This window comes from Nonomuraea zeae (assembly GCF_005889725.1).
Classification (GTDB): Bacteria; Actinomycetota; Actinomycetes; order Streptosporangiales; family Streptosporangiaceae; genus Nonomuraea; species Nonomuraea zeae.
Window position 1 is genome coordinate 90188 of sequence record NZ_VCKX01000007.1, and the last position, 21398, is coordinate 111585.

Annotated in this window: 18 protein-coding genes; 10 read left to right on the forward strand and 8 right to left on the reverse strand. The window is 69.9% G+C overall.

The window, feature by feature from the left end; translation table 11 throughout:
• Positions 1–140: 140 nt before the first annotated feature.
• From ETD85_RS04025 to ETD85_RS04040, 4 genes are all read right to left on the reverse strand, one after another.
• Positions 141–1430, reverse strand: a complete 1290-nt coding sequence (locus ETD85_RS04025) for a homoserine dehydrogenase (protein WP_138688216.1) — start codon at positions 1428–1430, stop codon at positions 141–143.
• Complete coding sequence (gene lysA / locus ETD85_RS04030) at positions 1427–2809, reverse strand: diaminopimelate decarboxylase (protein ID WP_138688217.1); 1383 nt, start codon at positions 2807–2809, stop codon at positions 1427–1429. Before lysA ends, ETD85_RS04025 begins: the two co-directional genes overlap by 4 nt.
• 124 nt (positions 2810–2933) lie before the next feature.
• Positions 2934–3557, reverse strand: coding sequence for a DALR anticodon-binding domain-containing protein (locus ETD85_RS04035; protein WP_138688218.1), 624 nt, complete (start codon positions 3555–3557; stop codon positions 2934–2936).
• A gap of 25 nt (positions 3558–3582) precedes the next feature.
• A complete protein-coding gene (locus tag ETD85_RS04040) occupies positions 3583–5427 on the reverse strand; it encodes a hypothetical protein (RefSeq protein ID WP_240778941.1) in 1845 nt (614 codons plus the stop codon).
• A 72-nt stretch (positions 5428–5499) separates the two neighbouring features.
• Between ETD85_RS04040 and ETD85_RS04045 the strand changes: the two genes are divergently transcribed.
• Together ETD85_RS04045 and treS are read left to right on the forward strand one after the other, a co-directional pair.
• Positions 5500–7134 carry an asparagine synthetase B family protein gene (locus ETD85_RS04045; protein WP_138688219.1) on the forward strand — a complete coding sequence of 545 codons (1635 nt, stop codon included), beginning with the start codon at positions 5500–5502 and terminating at the stop codon, positions 7132–7134.
• A gap of 263 nt (positions 7135–7397) precedes the next feature.
• Positions 7398–9146, forward strand: a complete 1749-nt coding sequence (gene treS / locus ETD85_RS04050; RefSeq protein WP_138688220.1) for a maltose alpha-D-glucosyltransferase — start codon at positions 7398–7400, stop codon at positions 9144–9146.
• Here treS and ETD85_RS04055 read toward each other — a convergent pair.
• From ETD85_RS04055 to ETD85_RS04065, 3 genes are read right to left on the reverse strand one after another with little or no spacing between them, the layout of a single operon-like run.
• Complete coding sequence (locus ETD85_RS04055) at positions 9133–11400, reverse strand: ABC transporter permease (protein WP_138688221.1); 2268 nt, start codon at positions 11398–11400, stop codon at positions 9133–9135. The two genes, treS and ETD85_RS04055, sit on opposite strands and share 14 nt — an antisense overlap.
• Positions 11397–12125 carry an ABC transporter ATP-binding protein gene (locus tag ETD85_RS04060; protein ID WP_138688222.1) on the reverse strand — a complete coding sequence of 243 codons (729 nt, stop codon included), beginning with the start codon at positions 12123–12125 and terminating at the stop codon, positions 11397–11399. The genes ETD85_RS04055 and ETD85_RS04060 overlap by 4 nt, the downstream gene beginning before the upstream one ends.
• Complete coding sequence (locus tag ETD85_RS04065; RefSeq protein ID WP_138688223.1) at positions 12122–12628, reverse strand: PadR family transcriptional regulator; 507 nt, start codon at positions 12626–12628, stop codon at positions 12122–12124. The genes ETD85_RS04060 and ETD85_RS04065 overlap by 4 nt, the downstream gene beginning before the upstream one ends.
• Before the next feature lie 129 nt (positions 12629–12757).
• Here ETD85_RS04065 and ETD85_RS04070 point away from each other — a divergent pair, with 129 nt between their 5' ends.
• The 8 genes from ETD85_RS04070 to ETD85_RS04105 all read left to right on the forward strand — a co-directional run bounded on the left by ETD85_RS04070 (position 12758) and on the right by ETD85_RS04105 (position 20577).
• Positions 12758–14008, forward strand: coding sequence for an ABC transporter substrate-binding protein (locus tag ETD85_RS04070; RefSeq protein WP_138688224.1), 1251 nt, complete (start codon positions 12758–12760; stop codon positions 14006–14008).
• 7 nt (positions 14009–14015) lie between these two features.
• Entirely contained in the window at positions 14016–15341 is a 1326-nt protein-coding gene (locus ETD85_RS04075; protein ID WP_138688225.1) for an ABC transporter substrate-binding protein, read from the forward strand.
• An 11-nt stretch (positions 15342–15352) separates the two neighbouring features.
• Positions 15353–16729 carry an ABC transporter permease gene (locus ETD85_RS04080; protein ID WP_138688226.1) on the forward strand — a complete coding sequence of 459 codons (1377 nt, stop codon included), beginning with the start codon at positions 15353–15355 and terminating at the stop codon, positions 16727–16729.
• The gene (locus tag ETD85_RS04085) at positions 16726–17625 is read left to right on the forward strand and encodes a carbohydrate ABC transporter permease (RefSeq protein ID WP_138688227.1); all 900 of its coding nucleotides are present in this window, start codon (positions 16726–16728) and stop codon (positions 17623–17625) included. The genes ETD85_RS04080 and ETD85_RS04085 overlap by 4 nt, the downstream gene beginning before the upstream one ends.
• A gap of 96 nt (positions 17626–17721) precedes the next feature.
• Positions 17722–19095: a M1 family metallopeptidase gene (locus ETD85_RS04090; RefSeq protein WP_138688228.1), complete on the forward strand. Its 1374-nt coding sequence runs from the start codon at positions 17722–17724 to the stop codon at positions 19093–19095.
• A 69-nt stretch (positions 19096–19164) separates the two neighbouring features.
• Positions 19165–19842: a uracil-DNA glycosylase gene (locus ETD85_RS04095; RefSeq protein WP_138688229.1), complete on the forward strand. Its 678-nt coding sequence runs from the start codon at positions 19165–19167 to the stop codon at positions 19840–19842.
• A gap of 10 nt (positions 19843–19852) precedes the next feature.
• Positions 19853–20176 (forward strand): hypothetical protein, encoded by a 324-nt coding sequence (locus tag ETD85_RS04100; protein ID WP_138688230.1) that lies wholly within the window; start codon positions 19853–19855, stop codon positions 20174–20176.
• Between the two features lie 110 nt (positions 20177–20286).
• On the forward strand, positions 20287–20577 hold the full coding sequence (locus ETD85_RS04105; RefSeq protein ID WP_138688231.1) for an MTH1187 family thiamine-binding protein: 291 nt from the start codon (positions 20287–20289) through the stop codon (positions 20575–20577).
• A gap of 4 nt (positions 20578–20581) precedes the next feature.
• Here the strand turns inward: ETD85_RS04105 and ETD85_RS04110 are convergent, their stop codons facing one another.
• Positions 20582–21019, reverse strand: a complete 438-nt coding sequence (locus ETD85_RS04110; protein WP_138688232.1) for a GNAT family N-acetyltransferase — start codon at positions 21017–21019, stop codon at positions 20582–20584.
• Positions 21020–21398 lie beyond the last annotated feature (379 nt).

Genomic DNA, 21398 nt, shown 5'->3' on the forward strand with positions numbered 1-21398 from the left:
TAGGCGTCAGTGTCCTTGGGGTGCCGGGTGGATGCCTGAACGAGGTGGACGGTCCGCCGTTCGGCGTCGACGAGATGGCGCACCCGCCCTCCGGCGGTGACCTCGCACCGTGGCCTCATCCGGCAGGGGGAACAGCCGGCTCAGTCGTCGCCCTCCACGCGCATCACGCTCGCCACCGCGCGCACGATGTCGAGGTCCCGGAGCTCCTCCATGGTCGCCGACAGCGCGGCGTCCGTGGCCCGGTGGGTGACGATGACGAGCTGGGCGTCGTCCCCCCGCCCTTCCTGGCGTACGGTCTGGATCGACACGTCGTGCTTGGCGAACAGGTCCGCGACCCGCGCCAGCACGCCCGGCTTGTCGGCCACGTCCAGCGCCACGTGGCAGCGGGTCACGGTCTCGCCCATCGGGTGCGCCACGAGATCGGCGTACGTGGACTCCTCCGACCCGCGCGTGCCCGCCAGGCGGTTGCGGGCGACGGCCACCAGGTCCCCCAGCACGGCCGAGGCCGTGGGGGCGCCGCCGGCGCCCTTGCCGTAGAACATGAGCTGCCCCGCCGACTCCGCCTCGACGAAGACCGCGTTGTACGCCTCCCGCACCCCCGCCAGCGGGTGCGAGCGCGGGATCATCGCCGGGTGCACCCGCACCCCGAAGGAGCGGCCGTCCTCCGAGCGGGCGCAGATGGCCAGCAGCTTGATGACGTAGCCCATCGCCTTGGCCGAGGCCACATCGGTGGCGGTGATCTCGGTGATGCCCTCGCGGTGCACCTCGGCGGCCGTGACGCGGCTGTGGAAGGCGAGCCCGGCGAGGATGGCCGCCTTGGCGGCGGCGTCGAAGCCCTCGACGTCGGCCGTCGGGTCGGCCTCCGCGTAGCCGAGCGTCTGGGCCTCCTCCAGGGCGTCGGTGAAGGACGCGCCCGTGGAGTCCATCTTGTCGAGGATGTAGTTGGTGGTGCCGTTGACGATGCCGAGCACCCGCTTGACGTGGTCGCCGGCCAGCGACTCGCGCAGGGGACGCAGCAGCGGGATGGCCCCGGCCACGCTCGCCTCGAAGTAGAGGTCGCCGTTGCCGGTCCGCGCGGCCTCGTGCAGGGTGGCGCCGTCCTCGGCCAGCAGCGCCTTGTTGGCGGTGACCACCGACTTGCCCTTGGACAGGGCGGCCACGATCAGCGAGCGAGCGGGCTCGATGCCGCCGATGACCTCGATCACGATGTCCACGTCGTCGCGGGTGACCAGGGCCTCCGCGTCGGTGGTGAGCAGCGCGGGGTCCACGTCGATGTCACGTTTGCGGCCCAGCCGCCGCACCGCGACCCCGGCCAGCTCCAAGGGCGCGCCGATGCGGGCGGCCAGATCGGCGGCCTGCTCGTGCATGAGCCTGATGACCTGCGAGCCGACGACGCCGCAGCCCAGAAGAGCCACTTTCAGCGGTTTCACAGCTGCCCCCTCAAGAGATCGTCCTCGGTCTCACCCTGCACGATCACCCGGGCGACGCCGCCCGAGACGGCCACCACGGCGGGCCTGGGCAGGTAGTTGTAGTTGCTGGCCAGCGAGCGGCAGTAGGCGCCGGTCGAGGCCACGGCGATCAGGTCGCCCGGGGCGAGGTCGGCGGGCAGGTGGAAGTCGCGCACGATGATGTCGCCGCTCTCGCAGTGCTTGCCGACCAGGCGGCTGAGCATGGGCTCGGCCTGGCTCTCGCGGCTGGCCAGCACGGCGGTGTATTCGGCGCCGTAGAGCGCCGTGCGCACGTTGTCGCTCATGCCGCCGTCGATGCTCACGTAGGTGCGCAGCCCCTCGACGTCCTTGACCGTGCCGACCTGGTAGAGGGTGATCCCGCCCGGGCCGACGATGGTGCGGCCGGGCTCCACGGTCAGCCGGGGCACGGGCAGCCCCGCGTCCACGCACACCTTGGTGACGATCTCGCGCAGGCCGTCGGCCAGCTCCTTGATGTCGGGCGCCTCTTCGCCTTCGACGTAGGCGATGCCGTAGCCGCCGCCCAGGTCCAGCTCGGGCAGCACCACGCCGTGCTCGTCCTTGATCTGCACGAGCAGCGTGGCCAGCCGCCGCGCCGCGACCTCGAACCCGGCCGTGTCCACGATCTGCGAGCCGATGTGCGAGTGCAGCCCGACCAGCTCCAGCTGCGGGAGGGCGAGAATCCTGCGTACGGCCTCGGCCGCCGCCCCGGTGTTGAGCGACAGCCCGAACTTCTGGTCGTCGTGCGCCGTCGCGATGAACTCGTGCGTGTGCGCCTCGACCCCGGTGGTGACCCTGATCATCACCTTGGGCCGGAGACCGCGCTGCTCGGCGAGGTAGCCGAGCCGGGTGATCTCCTCGTAGGAGTCGACCACGATGTGCCCGACCCCGGCCTCCAGGGCCCTGGTGAGCTCGGCGACGGACTTGTTGTTGCCGTGCATCGTGATGCGCTCGGGCGGGAACCCGACGCTGAGGGCGACCGCCAGCTCCCCGCCGCTGGCCACGTCGAGCCCGAGGCCCTCGTCCTGGAGCCAGCGGACGATCTCCTTGCACAGGAACGCCTTGCCGGCGTAGTGGACGTCGGAGTCGGCGAACGCCGTCGCGTAGTCGCGCATGCGCGAGCGCACGTCGTCCTCGTCGAGGACGTAGAGGGGCGTGCCGTGGTCACGGGCCAGGTCACGCACGTCCACTCCGCCGACCGTGAGCGTGCCGTCGGTCCGGGCCGACGTTCGGGGCCAGATCGCGGGATTGATCCGGTTGAGGTCGGCGGGCGCCAGCGGCGGGCGCTCGTGGGGCAGCATCTCGGCGTGCCGGTCCCCGGCGGGATGGGCGAATCGACTCACCCGATCGAGGCTATCGGAACAGCCACTCTGCCATGACCCGGTGCCCACGTATCGAGACGCGATCAAGCCTCAGGAGGGATATTTTTACGATTTTTCGCCGTTTAGCCGGATATTTTGCAATTCATCACAGCCGGTCCGGGCCCATCAGCACTCCGCGCACGGCCCGCGCGAGCCGCACCCGCGCCGTGTGCACCGCCCCCGGCGGCTCGTCCCCGACCGGCACGGCGGGCGCGTGCTCGTGCGCGTCGTGGTAGGCCAGCGCCAGCCGCACCAGGTACGTCTCCCACCCCGGCTCCCGGCTGACCAGCCGCCCGGGCAGCTCGGCCAGCACCCGCAGCACCCCGCGGTCGTACGGATCCGACAGCAGCCCCGGGCTGAACCCCTCCTCCGGCACCCCCAGCTCGCCGGCCCACCGCAGCACGGCGCAGGCCCGCGCGTGCCCGTAACGAACCACGAACCCGGGGTTCTCCCAGGTGCGCGGAAAGTCCGGCCAGCCGGGCTCCGGGATCGCGACCGGCTCGAAGGACTCCAGCAGCTCCCCCGGCACGCTCACCACGATCCGCAGGAAGCCCCGCTCGCCGACCTCCACCCCGGCGACGCCGGCCAGCGCCCGCACCCGGTCGGCCAGCGGCTCGGCCGGGATGCGCCGCCGCAGGGCCGCCGCGGAGACGTACACGGCCTCCCGCTCCCACGTGCCCTCGGGCGCGGGCGGCTCCCCCAGGATCTCGGCCAGCTCGCCAGGCGTCATGGCGACGACCCTACGACGGGGCCCGTCAGATGAACGCGTGCGGCTCGGCGGAGCCGTACTCGACCAGCTGGGCGGCGCCCAGCAGCCAGCGGTCCTCGTCGCGTACCCGCACGTATCCGAACCGGTCCGCCGAGAACACCTTGATCCCGTCCGTGCGGCACTGCCGCATGAGCACCTCGTCCCAGCCCTCGGTGAGGTCGGCGAAGCCCAGCTCGCGCAGCGCGTTCCTGCGGGCGATGAGGGTGGCCCCGTTGATCTCCGGGAGGTAGGCGTACTCGGCGTCGGGCTGCTTGAGCAGCGTGGCCTGGGGCTTGCGCAGGTGGGCGTAGAAGGCGGCCTTGCCGACGATGTCGGCGGTGCTGAACAGGAAGGCCCGCCGCAGGTCGGACAGGTAGTGCGAGCCGTAGACGTCGCGCGGGTCCATGACCGCGACCAGGTCGGCCTCGCACAGGTCGATGCCGGCGTTGAGCATGGCGCCCTCGGTCATCGCCGGGTGCGGGCGGCGGTAGACGACGTCGACGTCCGGCAGCACGTCGCGGGCCCGCAGCTCGGCCTCGGGCGGCCCGATGACGATGAGCTGGTCCACGCCCGACTGCTTGGCGACCTGGGCGAGCCCGTGCTCCATCAGGAACGGGTCGAGGATCGGCAGCATGACGGAGGTGTTGAGGGTGGCGCGGGCGCTGGGCAGGCCGATCGCCTCCAGCAGCTCGTCCACGCGCTCGGTCATCGTGCCCATCCCGTACGCCCTGCGCAGCGCCACGTGCGCCCGCCGGGTGTCGGCCTCGGTGCCGATGGGCGTGCCGCAGGCGGCGATCTCGGCCAGCCGCCACTGCGGCGTGCCGGGCGGGCAGTCGGCCGCGGCCGGCCAGCGGTAGGAGGTCAGCACGTCGGGGTAGCGCAGGTGGCCGGGCAGGAGCTGGTCGAGCGTGAGCACCCGGTCGATGCGCCCGCCGGCCAGCGGCAGCGGGTTGTGCACTCGGGGCTGGACCCCGAACTGCAGGCGCGGCCAGGACACCGTCAGATCGGTGGTGAAGCGGTGCTCGAACAGCTCGGCCGCCGCCGCGTAGGCCGCGACGTCGCCCTGGGTGTGCCAGAAGACCGTGCGGATGCCGCGCTCGGCGCACCACGCCAGCAGCGCCTTGAGCCCCTCGCCCGGCTCGCCGGTGATCTCCTGCACCCACGGGCCCTCGGTGACGGACTCGACCACGAGCAGGTGGGGCACCTCCAGCGGGAGCACCCTGGCGAAGTCACGCGGCGTGAAGCCGGTCGTCTGCCGCCACTCGTAGCGCAGCAGCGCCTCGGCGTGCGGGTCGGCGATCACCGCGGCGGTCAGGTGGGGCCGGGTGTTGGGGCCGGTCGGCACCCGGAAGGGCCTGAGCTTGAACGAGGCGCCCCCGAGCGTCCTGGTGGTACTGGTGGCCTGGTACGCCGCTCCCGGGCGCTCATCCTTGGCCTTGTCCGCGGCCACGGGCCTGCGCTTGGGCGCGGTGGGCCGCTTGACCGGCTTGGCCGCGCCCCTGAGGCCCTTGGCCAGGCGCATCGGGTTGTTCTTGCCGCTCTTGATGGCGTCGCCGAGCCGGTTCCAGCGGGCGACCTTGATCGAGGACAGCTTCCAGTTGGCGACCTCGGCCTGGAAGCGCTGCTCGGCCAGCTCCTTGCGGAGCTTGTCGGCGGCGGCCTGCTCGGCCGCGAGCCGTTCCTCGGCCTCGCCGAGCTGCTCGGCCAGCGCTTTGACCTCCTCGGCGCTCTGCTCGGCCGCGGCCAGCTTGGCCTGGGCGGCGTCCAGCAGCCTGGCCAGCTCCGCTGCGCGCTCAGCCTGCGCGACGGCATCCCGCAACGCCCGGCGTGTGCTCTCAAGCTCGATAGACAAACTGGACCTCCGCTTCCTCAGCCCGGCAAAGGATACTCTTTTGCGGGAAGCGTCTCGAAGGGATGAGATCCGGTGCAGTTCAACGTAAGGCCCTACGTCTGTGGCGCTCTCGGCCGGATCGACACTGCCATACTCGGCAAACTGACCGCGGCGGGCCCACGGGTCCGGCCCGCGCTGCAGCAGGCCGACGCGGCGTTGTTCAGCTCCACGCCGCTGCCGCCCTACCACCGCGCCCAGGGCGCGTTCGCGTTCTCCTGGGGCGAGCGCAGACCAGCCGGGCCGGATGAGTGGATCTCGGTCGCGGAGACGTACGAGACGCCCGGCCTGATCGGCGACGGCGCGCGTGTCACGCTCCACGCGGGCGCGCTGGGGCTGGTGGACGTCTACTACGTGCGCCAGGGCGACGCGGTCTACTTCTCGTCCCTGATCCAGCCGCTGCTCAGCCTGGTGCCGGTCGCGATCGACTGGTCGGCCTGGGCATCGATCATCCAGGTCACGTTCCCGCTGGGCGAGGCGACCCCGTACAGCGAGATCAAGCGGCTGCCCGGGTCGAGCGCGCTGGTGTTCCAGCACGACCGGCTGTCCACGGAGCGGCGGCTGCCGCGCTGGCTGCGCACCGAGCCGTACGAGTCGTGGATCAGCCCGGACGAGATCGTCGAGCTGCTGCACGAGGTCTACCGGGACTACGACGGGCGCAAGCTGCTCGTCCCGGTGAGCGGCGGCTACGACTCGCGCCTGCTGGCGAGCGTGGCCAAGGCCCGCGGGATGGACGTCGAGTCCTGGACCACCAGCCCCGACGACGGCACCGACACCGACATCGCGTTCGCCAGGTCGATCACCAGGGAGCTGGGCATCCCGCACCGGGTGATCACCCAGGACGCCGCCGACTACCCGGACGACGCCGTCGAGGTGGCCCGCAGGCTCGAATACCTCACGCCGCACCACGCCTGGTACGCCCCCTTTGCCAAGGAGGTGCACGGCGCGGGCCGGATCCTGATCGACGGGCTGGCCGGCGGGCCGCTGCTGAAGAACTTCATGGTCAGCGGGGCCGCGCTGGAGGCCACCACGCAGGCCGAGCGCTCGGCCGCGCTGCTGAGCTCGATGTCGCTCGGCGCGCCCACGCAGCCGTTCCTGTCCAAGGCCGCGGCGCAGTGGGTGGACGAGACCGTGCGCGAGCAGTTCGGCACCGCCACCTCCATGCTCCACGGACACCGGGCCGAGCTGCCGCTGTCGGTCCTGCACACCAGGACCGTGCGGGGCATCGCGCGCTCGGCGGTCAACCTGGTGGGCCCGGAGTCGTCGTTCGCCGCGCCGTTCATCCATCCCGGCTTCTTCGACGCCGCGCTGTCGGTCGGCGTGGCCCGCAAGGCCAAGGGGCGCTTCTACCGCGAGGTGCTGCACGCGGCCAACCCGCGGGTCGCCGCCCTGCCCTCCACCAACGTGATCAAGCAGCCGCTCCAGCGGATCCCGCTGCGCTCCACGGCGGCCCCTGCCCGAAATTATTCGCACCGCATGCTGGAGACCGTGGTGAGCCGCGTTCCCGGGCTCCTGTCGGACGAACTGCACGAGGTGGTCGCCGGCGGGCCTGACGCGCTGACCCGCTTCAACGGCTGGAACGACCGATTCTGGGTAAGGGGTCTGGTGTTGTTCGGACTGTGGCTGAACGACCACGAGAGCGACCTCCGGGACGTCGCGCCACCTTTTTAGTGAACTCTCGGTAACAGGACGATTACATACCGATCTCACGGGTATTAACCGTCGCACAGCAGAAGCGGGTTCCGGAAAGCCAACGGGCTGGTAGTGTTCGGCCCGTAAGCGCCGCACAAACGGGCACCGGATCACAAATCCGGTCTTGTTCAGGGCATGGGGTTCGCAGGGATGACGACTCCACGCGGCGCGGTCACCAGATAACAACGCCGGGGTATAACCGGTGACTTCGTCCTGCCCACATCTCTTCCTGTGAGCGACATATGATCAACGCATCCCCATTGCCAGAGCCGATCTCCGAGGCGTTCGTCTCGGAGGATCCAGGCTGGTACAAGCGGGCGGTGTTCTACGAGGTCCTCGTCCGGGGGTTCAAGGACTCCAACGGCGACGGCACCGGCGACCTGCGCGGTCTGGTCGAGAAGCTCGGCTACCTCGAGTGGCTCGGCGTCGACTGCCTGTGGTTGCTGCCGCTGTACGAGTCGCCGTTGCGCGACGGCGGCTACGACATTTCGGACTATATGAAGATCCTTCCGGATTTTGGTGATCTGGGAGATTTCGTGCAGCTGATCGAGGCCGCCCACGAGCGTGGCCTGCGGATCGTCACCGACCTCGTGATGAACCACACCAGTGATCGGCACCCCTGGTTCCAGGCGTCCAGGCACGACCCCGAGGGGCCGTACGGCGACTTCTACGTGTGGTCCGACCACCCGGGCGGCTATCCCGACGCGCCAGTGATCTTCATCGGTGCCGAGGAGTCCAACTGGACCTACGACCCGGTGCGCAAGCAGTACTACTGGCACCGTTTCTTCCACCACCAGCCGGATCTGAACTATGACAACCCGGCGGTGCAGGAGGCCATGCTGGAGGTCCTGCGGTTCTGGCTGGACCTGGGCATCGACGGTTTCCGGCTGGACGCGGTGCCCTACCTGTTCGAGCGCGAGGGCACGGCCTGCTCCGGGCTGCCGGAGACGCACGCGTACCTGAAGAAGATCCGCTCGGAGGTGGACCGCCTCTACCCGGACCGGGTGCTGCTGGCGGAGGCCAACGGCTGGCCGGAGGACGTCGTCGAGTACTTCGGCGACCCCACCACGGGCGGCGACGAGTGCCACATGGCCTTCCACTTCCCGCTGATGCCGCGCATCTACATGGCGGTGAAGAAGGAGACCCGCGAGCCGATCTCCGAGATCATGTCGCGCACGCCCAAGCTGCCGGAGAACGCGCAGTGGGGCATCTTCCTGCGGAACCACGACGAGCTCACGCTTGAGACGGTGACCGAGGAAGAGCGCGACTACATGCACAAGGAGTACGCCAAGGACCCGCGCATGCGGGCCTACCTCGGCATCCGCCGGCGCCTGGCCCCGTTGCTGGACAACGACCGGGACCGGATCGAGCTGTTCACGGCACTCCTGCTGAGCCTGCCCGGCTCGCCGATCATGTACTACGGCGACGAGATCGGCATGGGCGACAACATCTGGCTGGAGGACCGCGACTCGGTCCGCACGCCGATGCAGTGGAGCCCCGACCGCAACGCCGGGTTCTCCTCGGCCGACCCGGGACGCCTCTACCTGCCGGCCGTCATGGACCCGATCTACGGCTACCAGGCGGTCAACGTGGAGGCCCAGCAGCGCCACGAGGGGTCATTGCTGCACTTCACCAGGCGCATGCTGGAGATCCGCCGCAACCACCCGGTGTTCGGCGTGGGCGCGTACACGGAAATGTGGTCGTCGAACCCCAGCGTGCTCACGTACGTGCGCGAGGACGGCGACGACGTGATGCTGTGCGTGAACAACCTGTCGAAGTTCCCGCAGCCGGTGGAGCTCGACCTGCGCAGGTTCGAGGGCATGATCCCGGTCGAGGCGCGTGGCGGGGTGCGGTTCCCGGCGATCGGGGAGCTCCCGTACCTGCTCACGCTGCCGGGGCACGGCTTCTACTGGTTCGCGCTGAAGCCCGCCGAGGTCCCGGCGGACGTCCCCGCGGAGCTCCCCGCGGGGACTACGGTCAGCGTGAAGTGACGGGCACCTGGGCACGGGCCGCGCGGCGGGCGGGAATGAGCGCCACCGCGAGGGCCGTGCCCACGGCGATCACCATCGCCAGGGTCAGCGTCAGGGCCGACGGCGCGCGGCCGATGCCCGCGCCCACGCCGCTCGTGTGACCCTGCAGGTCGATCAGCCACGTGACGACGGAGGCGCCCGCGGCGGCGCCGACGCCGACCCCGAGCACCACCAGGAGCCCCGTTCCCGTGACGAGCGTGGCCATGACCTGGCGCGGCGTGAGGCCCATGGCCTTCAGCACCGCCAGGTCAAAGGCATGATCACGCAGGCCGAGCGCGCTGGCGGTGAGCAGGTTGGCCAGCCCGATCAGGGCCAGCACTCCGATCATCGCCACGATCACCACTCTGATGATCGACAACCGGTCGGCCGGGTTGACCGCGGCCTGGATGTCCAGGCCCTCGGACGACTCGGCCAGCAGCCTGCCGCGCACTTCCGCGGGGTCGCTGCCCTGCTTGAGCGCGAGTGCGTAGAACTCCGGCGGCACCGAGTCCTTGGCCGCCAGGCTGTCCAGGCCCACCGAGAGCACCTCGCCGTCCGCGTCGGGCTCGACGGTCCTGCCGACGATCCTGACGATCAGCGGCGTGCCGCCCACGGTCAGCCGCACCCGGTCGCCGATCTTGAGCCCGAGCAGGTCGAGCAGGCCCTGTCCGGCGACAGCCTCACCCTGCCTGGCGTACATGCGGCCCTCGACCACGGGGAACGGGTAGGGGTCCGCCGACCCGCCGATGGCCCGCACCCTGACCGAGCGCGCCTCGCCGGGGGCCAGGGCGTTCACGTCGGTGCCCGGATAGACCGTGGCGACGTCCCTGTCCTGCTCGGCGAGCAGCTTGGCGGCGGCCGGGTCCAGCTTGCCCTGCCTGACGTACAGGCTGGCGTGCTGGCCCACCTGCTCGGGATGGCTGAGGAAGTTGTCCAGCGTGGCCCACACGCCGAGCCCGACCGTGATCATCATCATCGGCACGGCCAGCCCGAACGCCGTCAGGAACGCCGGCACCCGCCTGGTGAAGGCGTCCCTGGTGCCGAGGACGAGGGCGGGCGGGAGGCGTACGAGGAGGGCGAGCCTGGCCAGCCTGGACAGGTGCCCGCGCGGCGGCGCGGCGGGCACGTCCGGGATCGGCGGGGTGCGGCCGCCGCGCCACGCGGGCACGCCGACCGCCGCCAGCACCAGCAGGGCCGTGCCCGCGACGATGGTCAGCACGGGGATCGGGGCCACGGAGGTGGCGCCGAGCATCGCGGCCATCACGCCCCAGCCCGCGAGCGCGCCGAGCGCGACGCCGAGCAGGCCCAGCGCACCGTGCTCGACCAGCAGCAGCAGCGATAACTGGCTCCTGGTGAAGCCCAGCGACTTGAGCGTGGCCAGGTCGCGGAGCTGGCCGAGCACCCGGCCGCCGGCGGCGTTGGCCAGGGCGAGCGCGGCGGCCACGATCCCTACCACGCCGAACAGCGCCAGCAGCGTGCCGAGCAGCCGGTTGTCCAGCTCCATGGCGGCCCTGACCTCGCGCCAGTTGTAGACCCGCTGGAGCTGGTCCTCCAGCATGACGACCACGCGCTGCGAGACGACCTGCGTGGCGTCCGGGTCGGCCAGGCGCAGCCCGGTCACCCACTCGCTGCGGCCGAGCATGGGCTCGATCCGGTCCAGCATGGCCGGCAGCACGTAGGCCAGGCCGGGCGTCCACTCCGGATAGAAGCCCTGCTCGGCGGAGTCGGCGATGCCGCGTACGTAGAGGGTGTGGCGCTTGCCGTCGAGCGCGATGATCGTGAAGGGCGCCCCGATCCTGAGCCGCAGCGAGGTCGCGAAGGAGCGCTCGACCACCACGCCGTCGGGCTGCGCGGCGTCCAGCCACCGGCCCTCCACCACCACGGGGTGCGCCACCTGCGGCGGCACCTCCGGCATCGCGCGCAGCGCGGCCGGCTCCTTCTTGCCGTCCTGCGCCACGGTCACCGGCGCCGACCGGTACGGGCCCGCGGTCTGCGTCACGCCGTCGATGTCCCCCAGGGCCACCTGGGGGCTGTCGTCGGTGTAGAGCCAGACGTGGGCCCCGTCGGTCTGGGCGAACAGGCTCCGCCACGGGTTGGTGCTGTCCTCCAGCAGGGTCGCCGCGGTGATCAGCGCGGCCACGATGCCCGCCACGGCGAGCACCGTGAGCACCGCCTGACCGGCCCTGGCCCGCAGGTCCGCCTGGATCCACCGGCTTCCCGCCAGGGCTGCGCTCATCGGAGGTCGATCACTTCGCCCGCGGTACGCGTGCGCCGGCGGGCGATGCGGCCGTCGTCGACGATCTCGCCGTCGAACAGCGACACCAGCCGGTCCGCCAGGCTCGCCACGCGGGCGTCGTGGGTGACCATGACGATCGTCTGTCCCTCCTTGTGCACCTCGCCGAGCAGGCGGAGCACGTCACGGGTGTTGCGGCTGTCGAGGTTGCCCGTGGGCTCGTCGGCCAGCAGCAGGCTGGGCTGGTTGGCCAGCGCCCGCGCCAGCGCCACCCGCTGCTGCTCGCCGCCGGAGAGCTGGGCGGGCGAGGCGTCCGCCCGGTCGGTCAGGTTGAGCGCGCCGAGCAGGCTCTCCCTGCGCTCGCGCGCCACCTTGGGCGAGGCCCCGGCCAGCAGCGCGGGCAGCTCGACGTTGTCGCCGACGGTCATGTTGGAGACCAGGTTGAAGAACTGGAACACGAAGCCGATCTTCTTGCGCCGCAGCAGTGCCCAGGCGCTCTCGGAGAGGGTGTCCACGCGCTTGCCGTCGAGCCAGATCTCACCGCTGGTCCTGGCGTCGAGACCGCCCAGCATGTGGACGAGTGTGGACTTGCCCGACCCGGAAGGACCCATGATCGCGACGAACTCGCCCGGCTCGACCTGCAGGTCCACGCCGCGCACGGCAGGTACGGGGACCGCACCATCCTGGTAGATTTTGACCAGATTGACCGTTTTCACAACCGCGCTCATGCCAGATCTTCCTGGCATCGCTCCAACCAGTCAAGGTCAGCCTGGAGGTGCAGCATGGCACCCTCGATGAGCAACAGCGCCACCCGGTCCGCCGCCGGCGTGCGGGAGAGCAGGTCGTTGAGATCGCTCATGAGCGACAGGTAGTGGCGCCGCTGCCTGCTGATGAGAGCCATCCGGTCCGCGATGCCGGTGAGCGGCGCGAGCACGAGCTTCATGAAGAACTCGTCGCGCACCCTGGGGCCCTCGGTAGGCTCGTCCACCCAGGTGGTGAGCAGGTCTCGACCCTTGGCGGTCAGGTAGTAGACCTTCTTGTTCGGCCGGTTGGACTGCTCGACGTCCACCGCCCTGACCAAGCCGTCCTTCTCCAGGCGGCCGAGCGTGACGTATATCTGGCCGATGTTCGGGGAGGGGTAGGCGCTGCCGAACGTCTGCTCCAGGGCCTGTTTGAGCTCGTAGCCGTGCGCGGGTTCTTTGGCCAGGAGCGCCAGCAGGTGAAGCCGCACCGCATCACCTCCCGCTCATGTTACGTATGCGTTACGGGGCTATCCGTTGACCTACAGATTACATGTGTGCATAACATGAATGCATCTACCTAACACGTATGTAACCCCTCTGAACACGGAGGAAACAGAGTGCTTCGCTCGCTTCCGCTCGTACTGGTCGCGCTCCTGGCAGCGGCCGGATGTGCGGCGACGAGCAATGAGGGCGGCGGCGAGACCGGGACGGGCGGCACAGGGCCCATCACGTTCGCCACCGGCCGCGACACCACGGCGTACCTGCAACCCCTGCTGGATCGCTGGAACCAGGCCCACCCGGCCGAGAAGGTGACGCTGCTGGAGCTGCCCGAGGCCGCCGACGAGCAACGCGCTCAGATAGCGGCCAACCTTCAGGCCCAGAGCAGCCGCTACGACGTGCTGGGGCTCGACGTGGTGTGGACTGCCGAGTTCGCGGAGAACGGCTGGATCATCCCCCTGGAGCGCGGGTTGTTCCCGCTCGACAGGTTCCTGCCGCCGGTCGTGGAGACGGCTGTCTACAAGAACAAGCTCTGGGCCGTCCCCTACACCAGCAATGCCGGGCTGCTCTACTACCGGACCGACCTGGTCGCGAAGCCGCCGCGTACGTGGGCCGAGCTGCGCAACCAGTCACAAGAAATCAGGAAAAAGCACGATATTGGAGGGTATGCCGGGCAGTTTCTGGCGTACGAAGGGCTCACCGTCAACTTCTCCGAGGCCGTGCAGTCGGCCGGCGGGCAGATTCTCAGCCGCGACGGCACGGAGGTGACCTTCGACCCGGCCAAGGGCGAGGTCGCACTCGACTTCCTGCTCCAAGGACTGCGCGAGGGCTGGATCCCGAAGGAGTCGCTGAGCTTCAAGGAGGAGGAGACGCGTCTGGCCTTCCAGGAGGGCCGGCTGGCGTTCGCCCGCAACTGGCCGCACGGCTACGGTCCCGCCAGGGCCGAGCTGGGCGCCAAGTTCGGGGTGACCAGGCTGCCGGGCCTGAACGGTCCCGGGTCCAGCACGCTCGGCGGGATCAACCTCGCCATCAGCGCCTACTCCAAGCACCAGCGCACCGCCCAGGAGTTCATCCGCTACTTCACGAGCCTGGAGAACGAGCGACGAGTGCTCACCGAGGGCTCCTTCCCACCCGTGTGGACCGAGCTGTACGACGATCCCGCTCTGATCAAGCGCTTCCCGTACCTGCCCGCACTCAAGGAGAGCATCCTCGCCGCCAAGCCACGGCCGGTCAGCGCGAACTACAACCAGCTGAGCCTGGTGATCGCCAGTTCGGTCGCCAAGGCCCTCGGCAGCCCCTCCACCGAGTCCGCCGACGACGTCGCGGCCTCCATCAAGTCCGAACTCGAAGAAATCATCAGAACCCAGTGAGGCAGCCATGCGAAAAGCCAGTGCAGCAGCGATTCTGGCCGGGCTCGCGGTAGCCGTCGCCGCCTGCGGCAACGCGCCGACGACGACACAGCCCACCGCTTCGGACTCGGCGTCGGCCCCCGCCGCCGGCGCCAAGACGCTCGAAGGCGTGAAGCTCGAAGTAGCCGCCAAGTGGACCGGCGCCGAGCAGAAGAACTTCGAGCAGGTGCTCAAGGCTTTCTCCGACAAGACCGGTGCCGTGGTCACCTACGCCTCCACCGGCGAGGACACCGGCGCCTACCTCGGCCCGCGCATCCAGGGCAAGAACCCGCCGGACGTGGCGATCCTGCCGCAGCCGGGCCTGGTCAAGCAGTACGTCGAGCAGGACGCGCTCAAGCCGCTGACCGACCCTGTGACCCAGGAGGTCGACACCAACTACACCCCGTACTGGAAGGAGCTCGGCTCCGTCGACGGCAAGGTGTACGGCGTGCTGATCAAGGCGGCGCACAAGTCGCTGATCTGGTACCGCGGGCAGGCGTTCGACGACGCCGGCGTGCAGCCGCCGACGAACTGGGACGAGCTGGTCAAGGCCGCTCAGACCATCGCCGACTCCGGCACGCCGCCGTTCTCCCTGTGCGGCGCCTCCGGCTGGACGCTGACGGACCTCTTCGAGAACGTCTACCTGTCCAGCGCGGGCCCGGAGAACTACGACAAGCTCTCCAAGCACGAGATCCCGTGGACCGACCCCTCCGTGGCCACGGCTCTGGAGAAGATCGCGCAGATCGCGGGCAAGAAGGAGTTCCTGGTCGACGGGACCTCCGGCACCATGCAGACCGACTTCCCCACGTGCGTGAGCAAGGTCTACGGCACGAAGAAGGCGGCCATGATCATCGAGGCCGACTTCGTGGCGGTCGAGGCCGACCAGTCGGGCGCCAAGGTGGGCGAGGAGGCCAAGTACTTCCCGTTCCCCAAGGCCGGTGACACCGCTCCGGTCGTGCTCGGCGGCGACGTCGCCGTGGCGATGAAGGACTCCCCCGGCGCCATGGAGCTGGTGAAGTTCCTGGCCTCCAAGGAGGGCGGCGAGATCTGGGCCAAGCTCCCCGGCTACCTGTCGCCCAACAAGAACGTCTCCCCTGACAACTACCCTGACGAGCTGACCAAGCAGCTCGGCCAGACGATCGTCTCGGCCGGCGACGCCGTCCGCTACGACATGTCCGACCTGGCCCCGAGCGCGTTCGGCGGCACGGACGGCAAGGGCGAGTGGAAGGTGCTGCAGGACTTCCTGCGGAACCCGAGCGACATCAAGGGCGCCCAGACCAAGCTCGAAGACGAGGCCAAGAAGGCCTGGAAGTAAGAGGTAAGGCCGTGACCGAACGGTTGAACGGCCCGCAGGACCCGCCCGCGGACACCGCGGGTGGGCCCTCCACCGGACCGGCTGAAACCCCCCGTAAGACACATCGCATCGGCCCATCGCCGGCGGTCGCCATCGCCTTCCTTCTCCCGGCGGCGCTGCTGCTGGGCATCTGGGTGGTCTATCCGATCGTCTACTCCATCTTCCGCAGCCTGTTCGACTCGGCGGGCACCGGATTCGTGGGGCTGGGCAACTACGCCACGATCTTCACCGACTCGGGCATGCTGACCACGATCCGCAACAACCTCATCTGGGTGGTGGTGGCCCCGATCGTGGTCACCACCCTGGGGTTGATCTTCGCGGTGCTGACCGAGCGCATCAGATGGGCGACGGCGTTCAAGCTGATCGTGTTCATGCCCATGGCGGTCTCCCTGATGGCGGCCGGCGTGATCTTCCGCCTGGTTTACGAGGAGAACCCGGACAAGGGCCTGGCGAACGCGGTGCTCACCACCGTGCACGACACGTTCTCCTCCGCGCAGGGCTATCCCGAGGCGCGCCCCCGCGAAGGCGACCAGTCACCGGTCGCCGACCAGAACGGCGCGGTCGTCACCAAGCAGCCCGCCCAGGCGGGCCAGCCGGTGCTGATCCCGATCGTCGGCGTCAAGCCGGAGATCATGCCGGGCAACGCCGAGACCGCGAAGGCCCCGGCGGGCGGCGCGGGCCTGTCCGGGACCGTCTGGTTCGACTTCACCGCCGGCGGCGGCGGGAAGAACGGCGTCGTGGACGGCACGGAGAAGGGCCTGCCCGGCATGACCGTGGAGGCGGTGCAGAACGGCCAGGTCGCCGGGACCGCCACGACGGCCGCCGACGGCTCGTTCCGCTTCGACGGCCTGCCGGCCGGGTCCTACGTCGTACGGCTCCCGCAGTCGAACTTCGAGTCCTCGTACGGCGGCCTGAGCTGGCTCGGCCCCACGCTCATCACCCCCGCCATCATCGGCGCGTTCGTCTGGGTGTGGGCCGGGTTCGCCATGGTGCTGATCGCGGCGGGCCTGGCTGCCATCCCGCGGGACGCGCTGGAGGCGGCCCGCATCGACGGCGCCTCGGAGTGGCAGGTGTTCCGCAAGATCACCGTGCCGCTGCTGTCGCCGGTGCTGCTCGTCGTCTTCGTGACGATGATCATCAATACGCTGAAGGTGTTCGACCTGGTCTTCATCATCGCGCCGGCCTCGGTACAGCCGCAGGCGAACGTGGTCGCGCTGGAGATGTGGCGCGTGTCGTTCGGCGGCGGGAACAACCAGGGGCTGGGCAGCGCGCTGGCCATCTTCCTGCTCATTCTGGTCCTCCCCTTCATGATCATGAACATCCGCCGGTTCAGAAGGGAGAACGCATGAGCACCGCGACGGCCACGGCACCGGCCGGGCTGGAGTCGGGAGCGCCGCGCAGGGGCGTGGCGGGCCGGATCGTCGATCGCCTCGGCGGCGGCACGGTCCAGGTGGTGATGGTGCTGCTGGGCCTGTTCTGGCTGGTGCCGACGCTGGGCCTGCTCGTCGTCTCGATGCGGACGACGAAGGTCAACAACGCCGAGGGCTGGTGGACGGTCTTCACCAAGCCGGCCGAGCTGACCATCCAGAACTACACGAACCTGCTGGCCAGCGGATTCACCGCGTCCTTCTGGAACACCGTGGCGATCACGGTGCCGACCACGATCCTGGTGATCGGCATCGCGGCGATGGCGGCGTACGCGTTCGCGTGGATGGAGTTCCGCGGGCGGGACACCGGGTTCCTGGTCGTGGTCGGGCTGCTGATCGTGCCCATCCAGATCGCGCTGATCCCCGTCGCCTCGTTCTACGGCAGCGTCGGGATCTTCGGCTCGATCCCGGGCGTGGTGCTGTTCCACACGGCGTTCGGCCTGCCGTTCGCGATCTTCCTGCTGCGCAACTTCTTCGTCGGCATCCCGGCCTCGCTGCTGGAGGCGGCGCGGATGGACGGTGCCCCGGAGTGGAAGATCTTCGTGTCGGTGGTGTTCCCGCTGGGCAAGCCCGCCATCGCCTCGCTGGGCATCTTCCAGTTCCTGTGGGTGTGGAACGACATGCTCATCGCGCTGGTCTTCGCCAACACCGAGAACCAGCCGATGACCAAGGCCCTGCAGTCGCAGATGCGGCAGTTCGGGTCGAACGTCGACATCCTCTCCTCCGGTGCATTCCTGTCGCTGATCATCCCGCTGGTGCTGTTCTTCGCCTTCCAGCGGTACTTCGTTCAGGGCATGATGGCCGGATCCGTCAAGTGACGTGACGGGCGCCCGCCTTCCCGAGGGGGAAGGCAGGCGCCCGCCCTCTTGCGGGCGGCGGCGTAACGCCTGGTCACGTGGGCTCGATGAGTTTTCATGAAGCGTCTTCTCGCTCTCACCGCAGCAGCCTTCATCTCTCTCCCCCTCGCTCCCGCCACCGCGCAGGACGGCACGCCCGGTGCCCCTGACGCGGGAGACCCCTACTTCCCCGGTCAGGGCAACGGCGGCTACGACGCCGGCCACTACGACCTCGGCCTGGACTACGACCCCGGCTCCGGTCTCCTGTCCGGGGTCGCGCGCATCTCCGCCCGGGCCACCCAGTCGCTGAGCCGTTTCAACCTGGACCTCGTCAGCACCCTGTTCGTGCGGTCCGTCACCGTGGACGGCAGGCCCGCCAGGTTCACGCGGAGCGGCTCCGAGCTGGTGGTCACGCCGCCCTACCGGCTGCGCGACGGGCGCGGCTTCTCGGTCGTGGTCCGGTACGACGGCCGGCCCGTCCACGTCATCGACCCGGACGGCTCGATGGACGGATGGATCCGGACGAGCGACGGCGTCTACAACGCCAACGAGCCCCAGGGCGCGATGACCTGGTACCCCGGCAACCACCACATGACGGACAAAGCCACCTACCGCTTCACGGTCACCGTGCCCAGCACCCGGGTGGCGGTGGCCAACGGGGACCTGGTGGCGACGGTGCGGAAGAGCGGGCGCACGACGTACGTGTGGAACTCCACGGAGCCGATGGCCGGCTACCTGGCCACGGTCTCGATCGGGAAGTTCCAGCTCTCCGACGCCCGGATCGGCGGCTACCGCGTGATCACCGCCGTCGATCCGCAGCTCGCCGCCGACGCGAAGGGCCTGCCCGAACGGCATCCGCCGGTGCTCGACTACTTCAGCTCGCTCTTCGGGCCGTACCCGTTCTCATCGACCGGCGCGATCGTCGACCACGCACCCGAGGTCGGCTACGCCCTGGAGACCCAGACCCGGCCCCTGTACCCGCGGGCGCCGAGCGAGTCGCTGCTCGCGCACGAGCTGGCGCACCAGTGGTTCGGCGACTCGGTGACGCCGACGCTGTGGCGCGACATCTGGCTCAACGAGGGCTTCGCCACCTACGCCGAGTGGCTCTGGGCGGACAAGCTCGGCACCCGGACGGTGCAGGCGTCGTTCGACGAGGCGTACGCGAGGGCGGCCGACGACGAGTTCTGGCAGACGCCGACCGCCGACCCCGGCGGTCCCGCCAACCTCTTCCACGACCCCGTCTACGACCGGGGCGCGATGACCCTGCACGCCCTGCGCCGCGACGTCGGCGAGGACGCGTTCTTCGCGATCCTGCGCGCGTGGGCGGCCGAGCACAAATACGGCAACGCCGACACCGCCGCCTTCATCGCCCTGTCCGAGCGGGTGTCCGGCAAGCAGCTCGACGCCCTCTTCGACGCCTGGCTCTTCCAGCCCGGCAAGCCGTCCTTGTGATCATTCTGGTACGGCTGGAACCGGCGTTCAGGCCGCAAGCCGTACCAGACCTGGCTAAGCTCAACAGCCATGGCAGGTCGTCCACTGAACGAAGTCGTCGAAGCCGGATGGGCCGACGCGCTTGAGCCCGTCGCAGAGCAGATCTCCCAGATGGGCGAGTTCCTGCGCAAGGAGATCGCCGAGGGGAGGCAATACCTGCCCGCGGGCACGAACGTGCTGCGTGCGTTCAGCCAGCCCTTTGACGACGTCAAGGTGCTGATCATGGGCCAGGACCCCTACCCCACGCCCGGCCACCCCGTCGGGCTGTCGTTCTCGGTGGCCCCCGACGTGCGGCCGCTGCCGGGCAGCCTGGTCAACATCTACAAGGAGATGGAGACCGACCTCGGCCTCCCCCGCCCCGCCAACGGCGACCTGACGCCGTGGGCCGACCAGGGCGTGCTCCTGCTCAACAGGGTGCTCACCGTGATGCCCGGCAAGCCCGCCTCGCACCGGGGCAAGGGCTGGGAGCAGGTCACCGAGCAGGCCATCCGCGCCCTCGTGGCCCGCGGCAAGCCGATGGTCGCCATCCTGTGGGGCCGCGACGCGCGCAACCTGGCGCCGATGCTCGGCGACGTGCCGCGCGTCGAGTCCGCCCACCCGTCCCCGCTGTCGGCCCGCAGCGGCTTCTTCGGCTCGCGGCCGTTCAGCCGGGCCAATGAACTGCTGGCTCAGCAAGGCGCCGCGCCTGTCGAGTGGAAGCTGCCCTAGCATCGTCGCCATGAGTGATGAACCGAAGTTCCTGCGCCTCACGGTTGAGCTGACCGTGGAAGTGCTCGACGTGGACGCGCTGCAGGCTGCGGCGCTGGCTGAGATCAGGCACCCTGACGCCGACCTCACCGAAGAGGAGCGTACGGAGCAGGCCGAGCTGGTCGGCTCCGACGAGAGCGGCGCCTCGGCGCTGCAGTGGCTGATCGAGCCCGACCACGTGCTGCAGCTCGTCGAGCACATCACCGAGATCGAGCCGCGTGAGGCCGTGCTCGGGGTGGAGCCGTCCGACGGGCCGAGCGAGGAAGAGGACGAAGAGGAGCACGACCACGCGTGACGCGGGGATGACCTGACGTACGGCGGGCGGCCACGACGCTCAGAGCGTCGTGGCTTTTCGCATGGTCTCGCTAAGATCGATGTTCCTAGTGAGCCGCAAGGGGGCCCGCCGTGATCGTCGCATTCTCCATCACCCCGCTGGGCGTCGGCGAGGGAGTCGCCGAGCCCGTCGCCCGCGCCGTGAAGGTGGTCCGCGACAGCGGCCTGCCCAACCGGACCGACGCCATGTTCACCACGATCGAGGGTGAGTGGGACGAGGTCATGGACGTCGTCAAGCGGGCGGTCGAGGCGGTGGCGGAGGTCGCGCCCCGGGTGAGCCTGGTGCTCAAGGCGGACGTTCGCGAGGGGGTCACGGACGGCATGACGAGCAAGGTGGAGTCCTTGGAGCGCCACCTTTCCTGACTTTTCACGACAAGCGGGTCTTGATGTAGCAAAGCGTGAGCGGCTCGTCCAGGTACTTGCCGTAGGGGGCGGTCCGTACGTACCCGGAGCTCTCGTAGAGGGCGATGGCCTCGGGCTGGCGGACGCCGGTCGCCAGGCGCAGCCGGTCGTAGCCCAGCTCCACGGCGCGTTCCTCCAGGGCCTTCAGCAGGGACCTGGCGATGCCGCGTCCCCGGTGCGCGGGGGCGACGTACATGCGCTTGAGCTCGCCCGTCGTCCCCTCCACCGGCTGCACCGCGCCGCACCCGACGGCGAGCCGGCCGTCCACGGCCACCAGGTACGTCGCGTCGGCGCGCACGGTCGAGCGGCCCTCGGAGCCGTATTTGGCGACCAGTTCGGCGAAGGCCGCGTCGAGCAGGGCGGCTAGGTCGGTGTCGGTGGGGTCGCGCTGCACAATCAGCATGCGAGCCAGCCTAGGAAACCACCGCACCGCCGCGACCGGCTCCCCATCGGGAAGAGACATCCGCGCAGGTCCAGCTCACGCATCCCCGCAGACCTCAGCTCACGCACCCCCACAGACCTCAGCTCACGGATCCTTGCCGTCCCCTCCCGCATCCCCACAGGCCCGGCTCTCATATCCCCACGGGACCGGCTCGCGCCCTCAGCCTCCTGTGAGCTGCCGCCCGACCTTCGTGGGGGGGCGCGGGCGAGCATTCCCGAGCCCGCCAGCCGTTTCCACCACCCCGGAAAGCGATCCACGGTCACCGAACCCGTCCGACCCGCCCCGAGCGAGCCGTGGACCACCACAGACCTGACCACCGGACACCCGGCCTGCCCCCTCG

What these genes read in the sequence shown, in the direction of transcription:
- ETD85_RS04100 (WP_138688230.1), top strand. Translation starts at nt 19,853, where the DNA reads ATGAGTGATGAACCGAAGTTCCTGCGCCTCACGGTTGAGCTGACCGTG.
- ETD85_RS04085 (WP_138688227.1), top strand. Translation starts at nt 16,726, where the DNA reads ATGAGCACCGCGACGGCCACGGCACCGGCCGGGCTGGAGTCGGGAGCG.
- ETD85_RS04075 (WP_138688225.1), top strand. Translation starts at nt 14,016, where the DNA reads ATGCGAAAAGCCAGTGCAGCAGCGATTCTGGCCGGGCTCGCGGTAGCC.
- ETD85_RS04055 (WP_138688221.1), bottom strand. Translation starts at nt 11,400, where the DNA reads ATGAGCGCAGCCCTGGCGGGAAGCCGGTGGATCCAGGCGGACCTGCGG.
- ETD85_RS04095 (WP_138688229.1), top strand. Translation starts at nt 19,165, where the DNA reads ATGGCAGGTCGTCCACTGAACGAAGTCGTCGAAGCCGGATGGGCCGAC.
- ETD85_RS04110 (WP_138688232.1), bottom strand. Translation starts at nt 21,019, where the DNA reads ATGCTGATTGTGCAGCGCGACCCCACCGACACCGACCTAGCCGCCCTG.
- ETD85_RS04060 (WP_138688222.1), bottom strand. Translation starts at nt 12,125, where the DNA reads ATGAGCGCGGTTGTGAAAACGGTCAATCTGGTCAAAATCTACCAGGAT.
- ETD85_RS04035 (WP_138688218.1), bottom strand. Translation starts at nt 3,557, where the DNA reads ATGACGCCTGGCGAGCTGGCCGAGATCCTGGGGGAGCCGCCCGCGCCC.
- treS (WP_138688220.1), top strand. Translation starts at nt 7,398, where the DNA reads ATGATCAACGCATCCCCATTGCCAGAGCCGATCTCCGAGGCGTTCGTC.
- ETD85_RS04090 (WP_138688228.1), top strand. Translation starts at nt 17,722, where the DNA reads ATGAAGCGTCTTCTCGCTCTCACCGCAGCAGCCTTCATCTCTCTCCCC.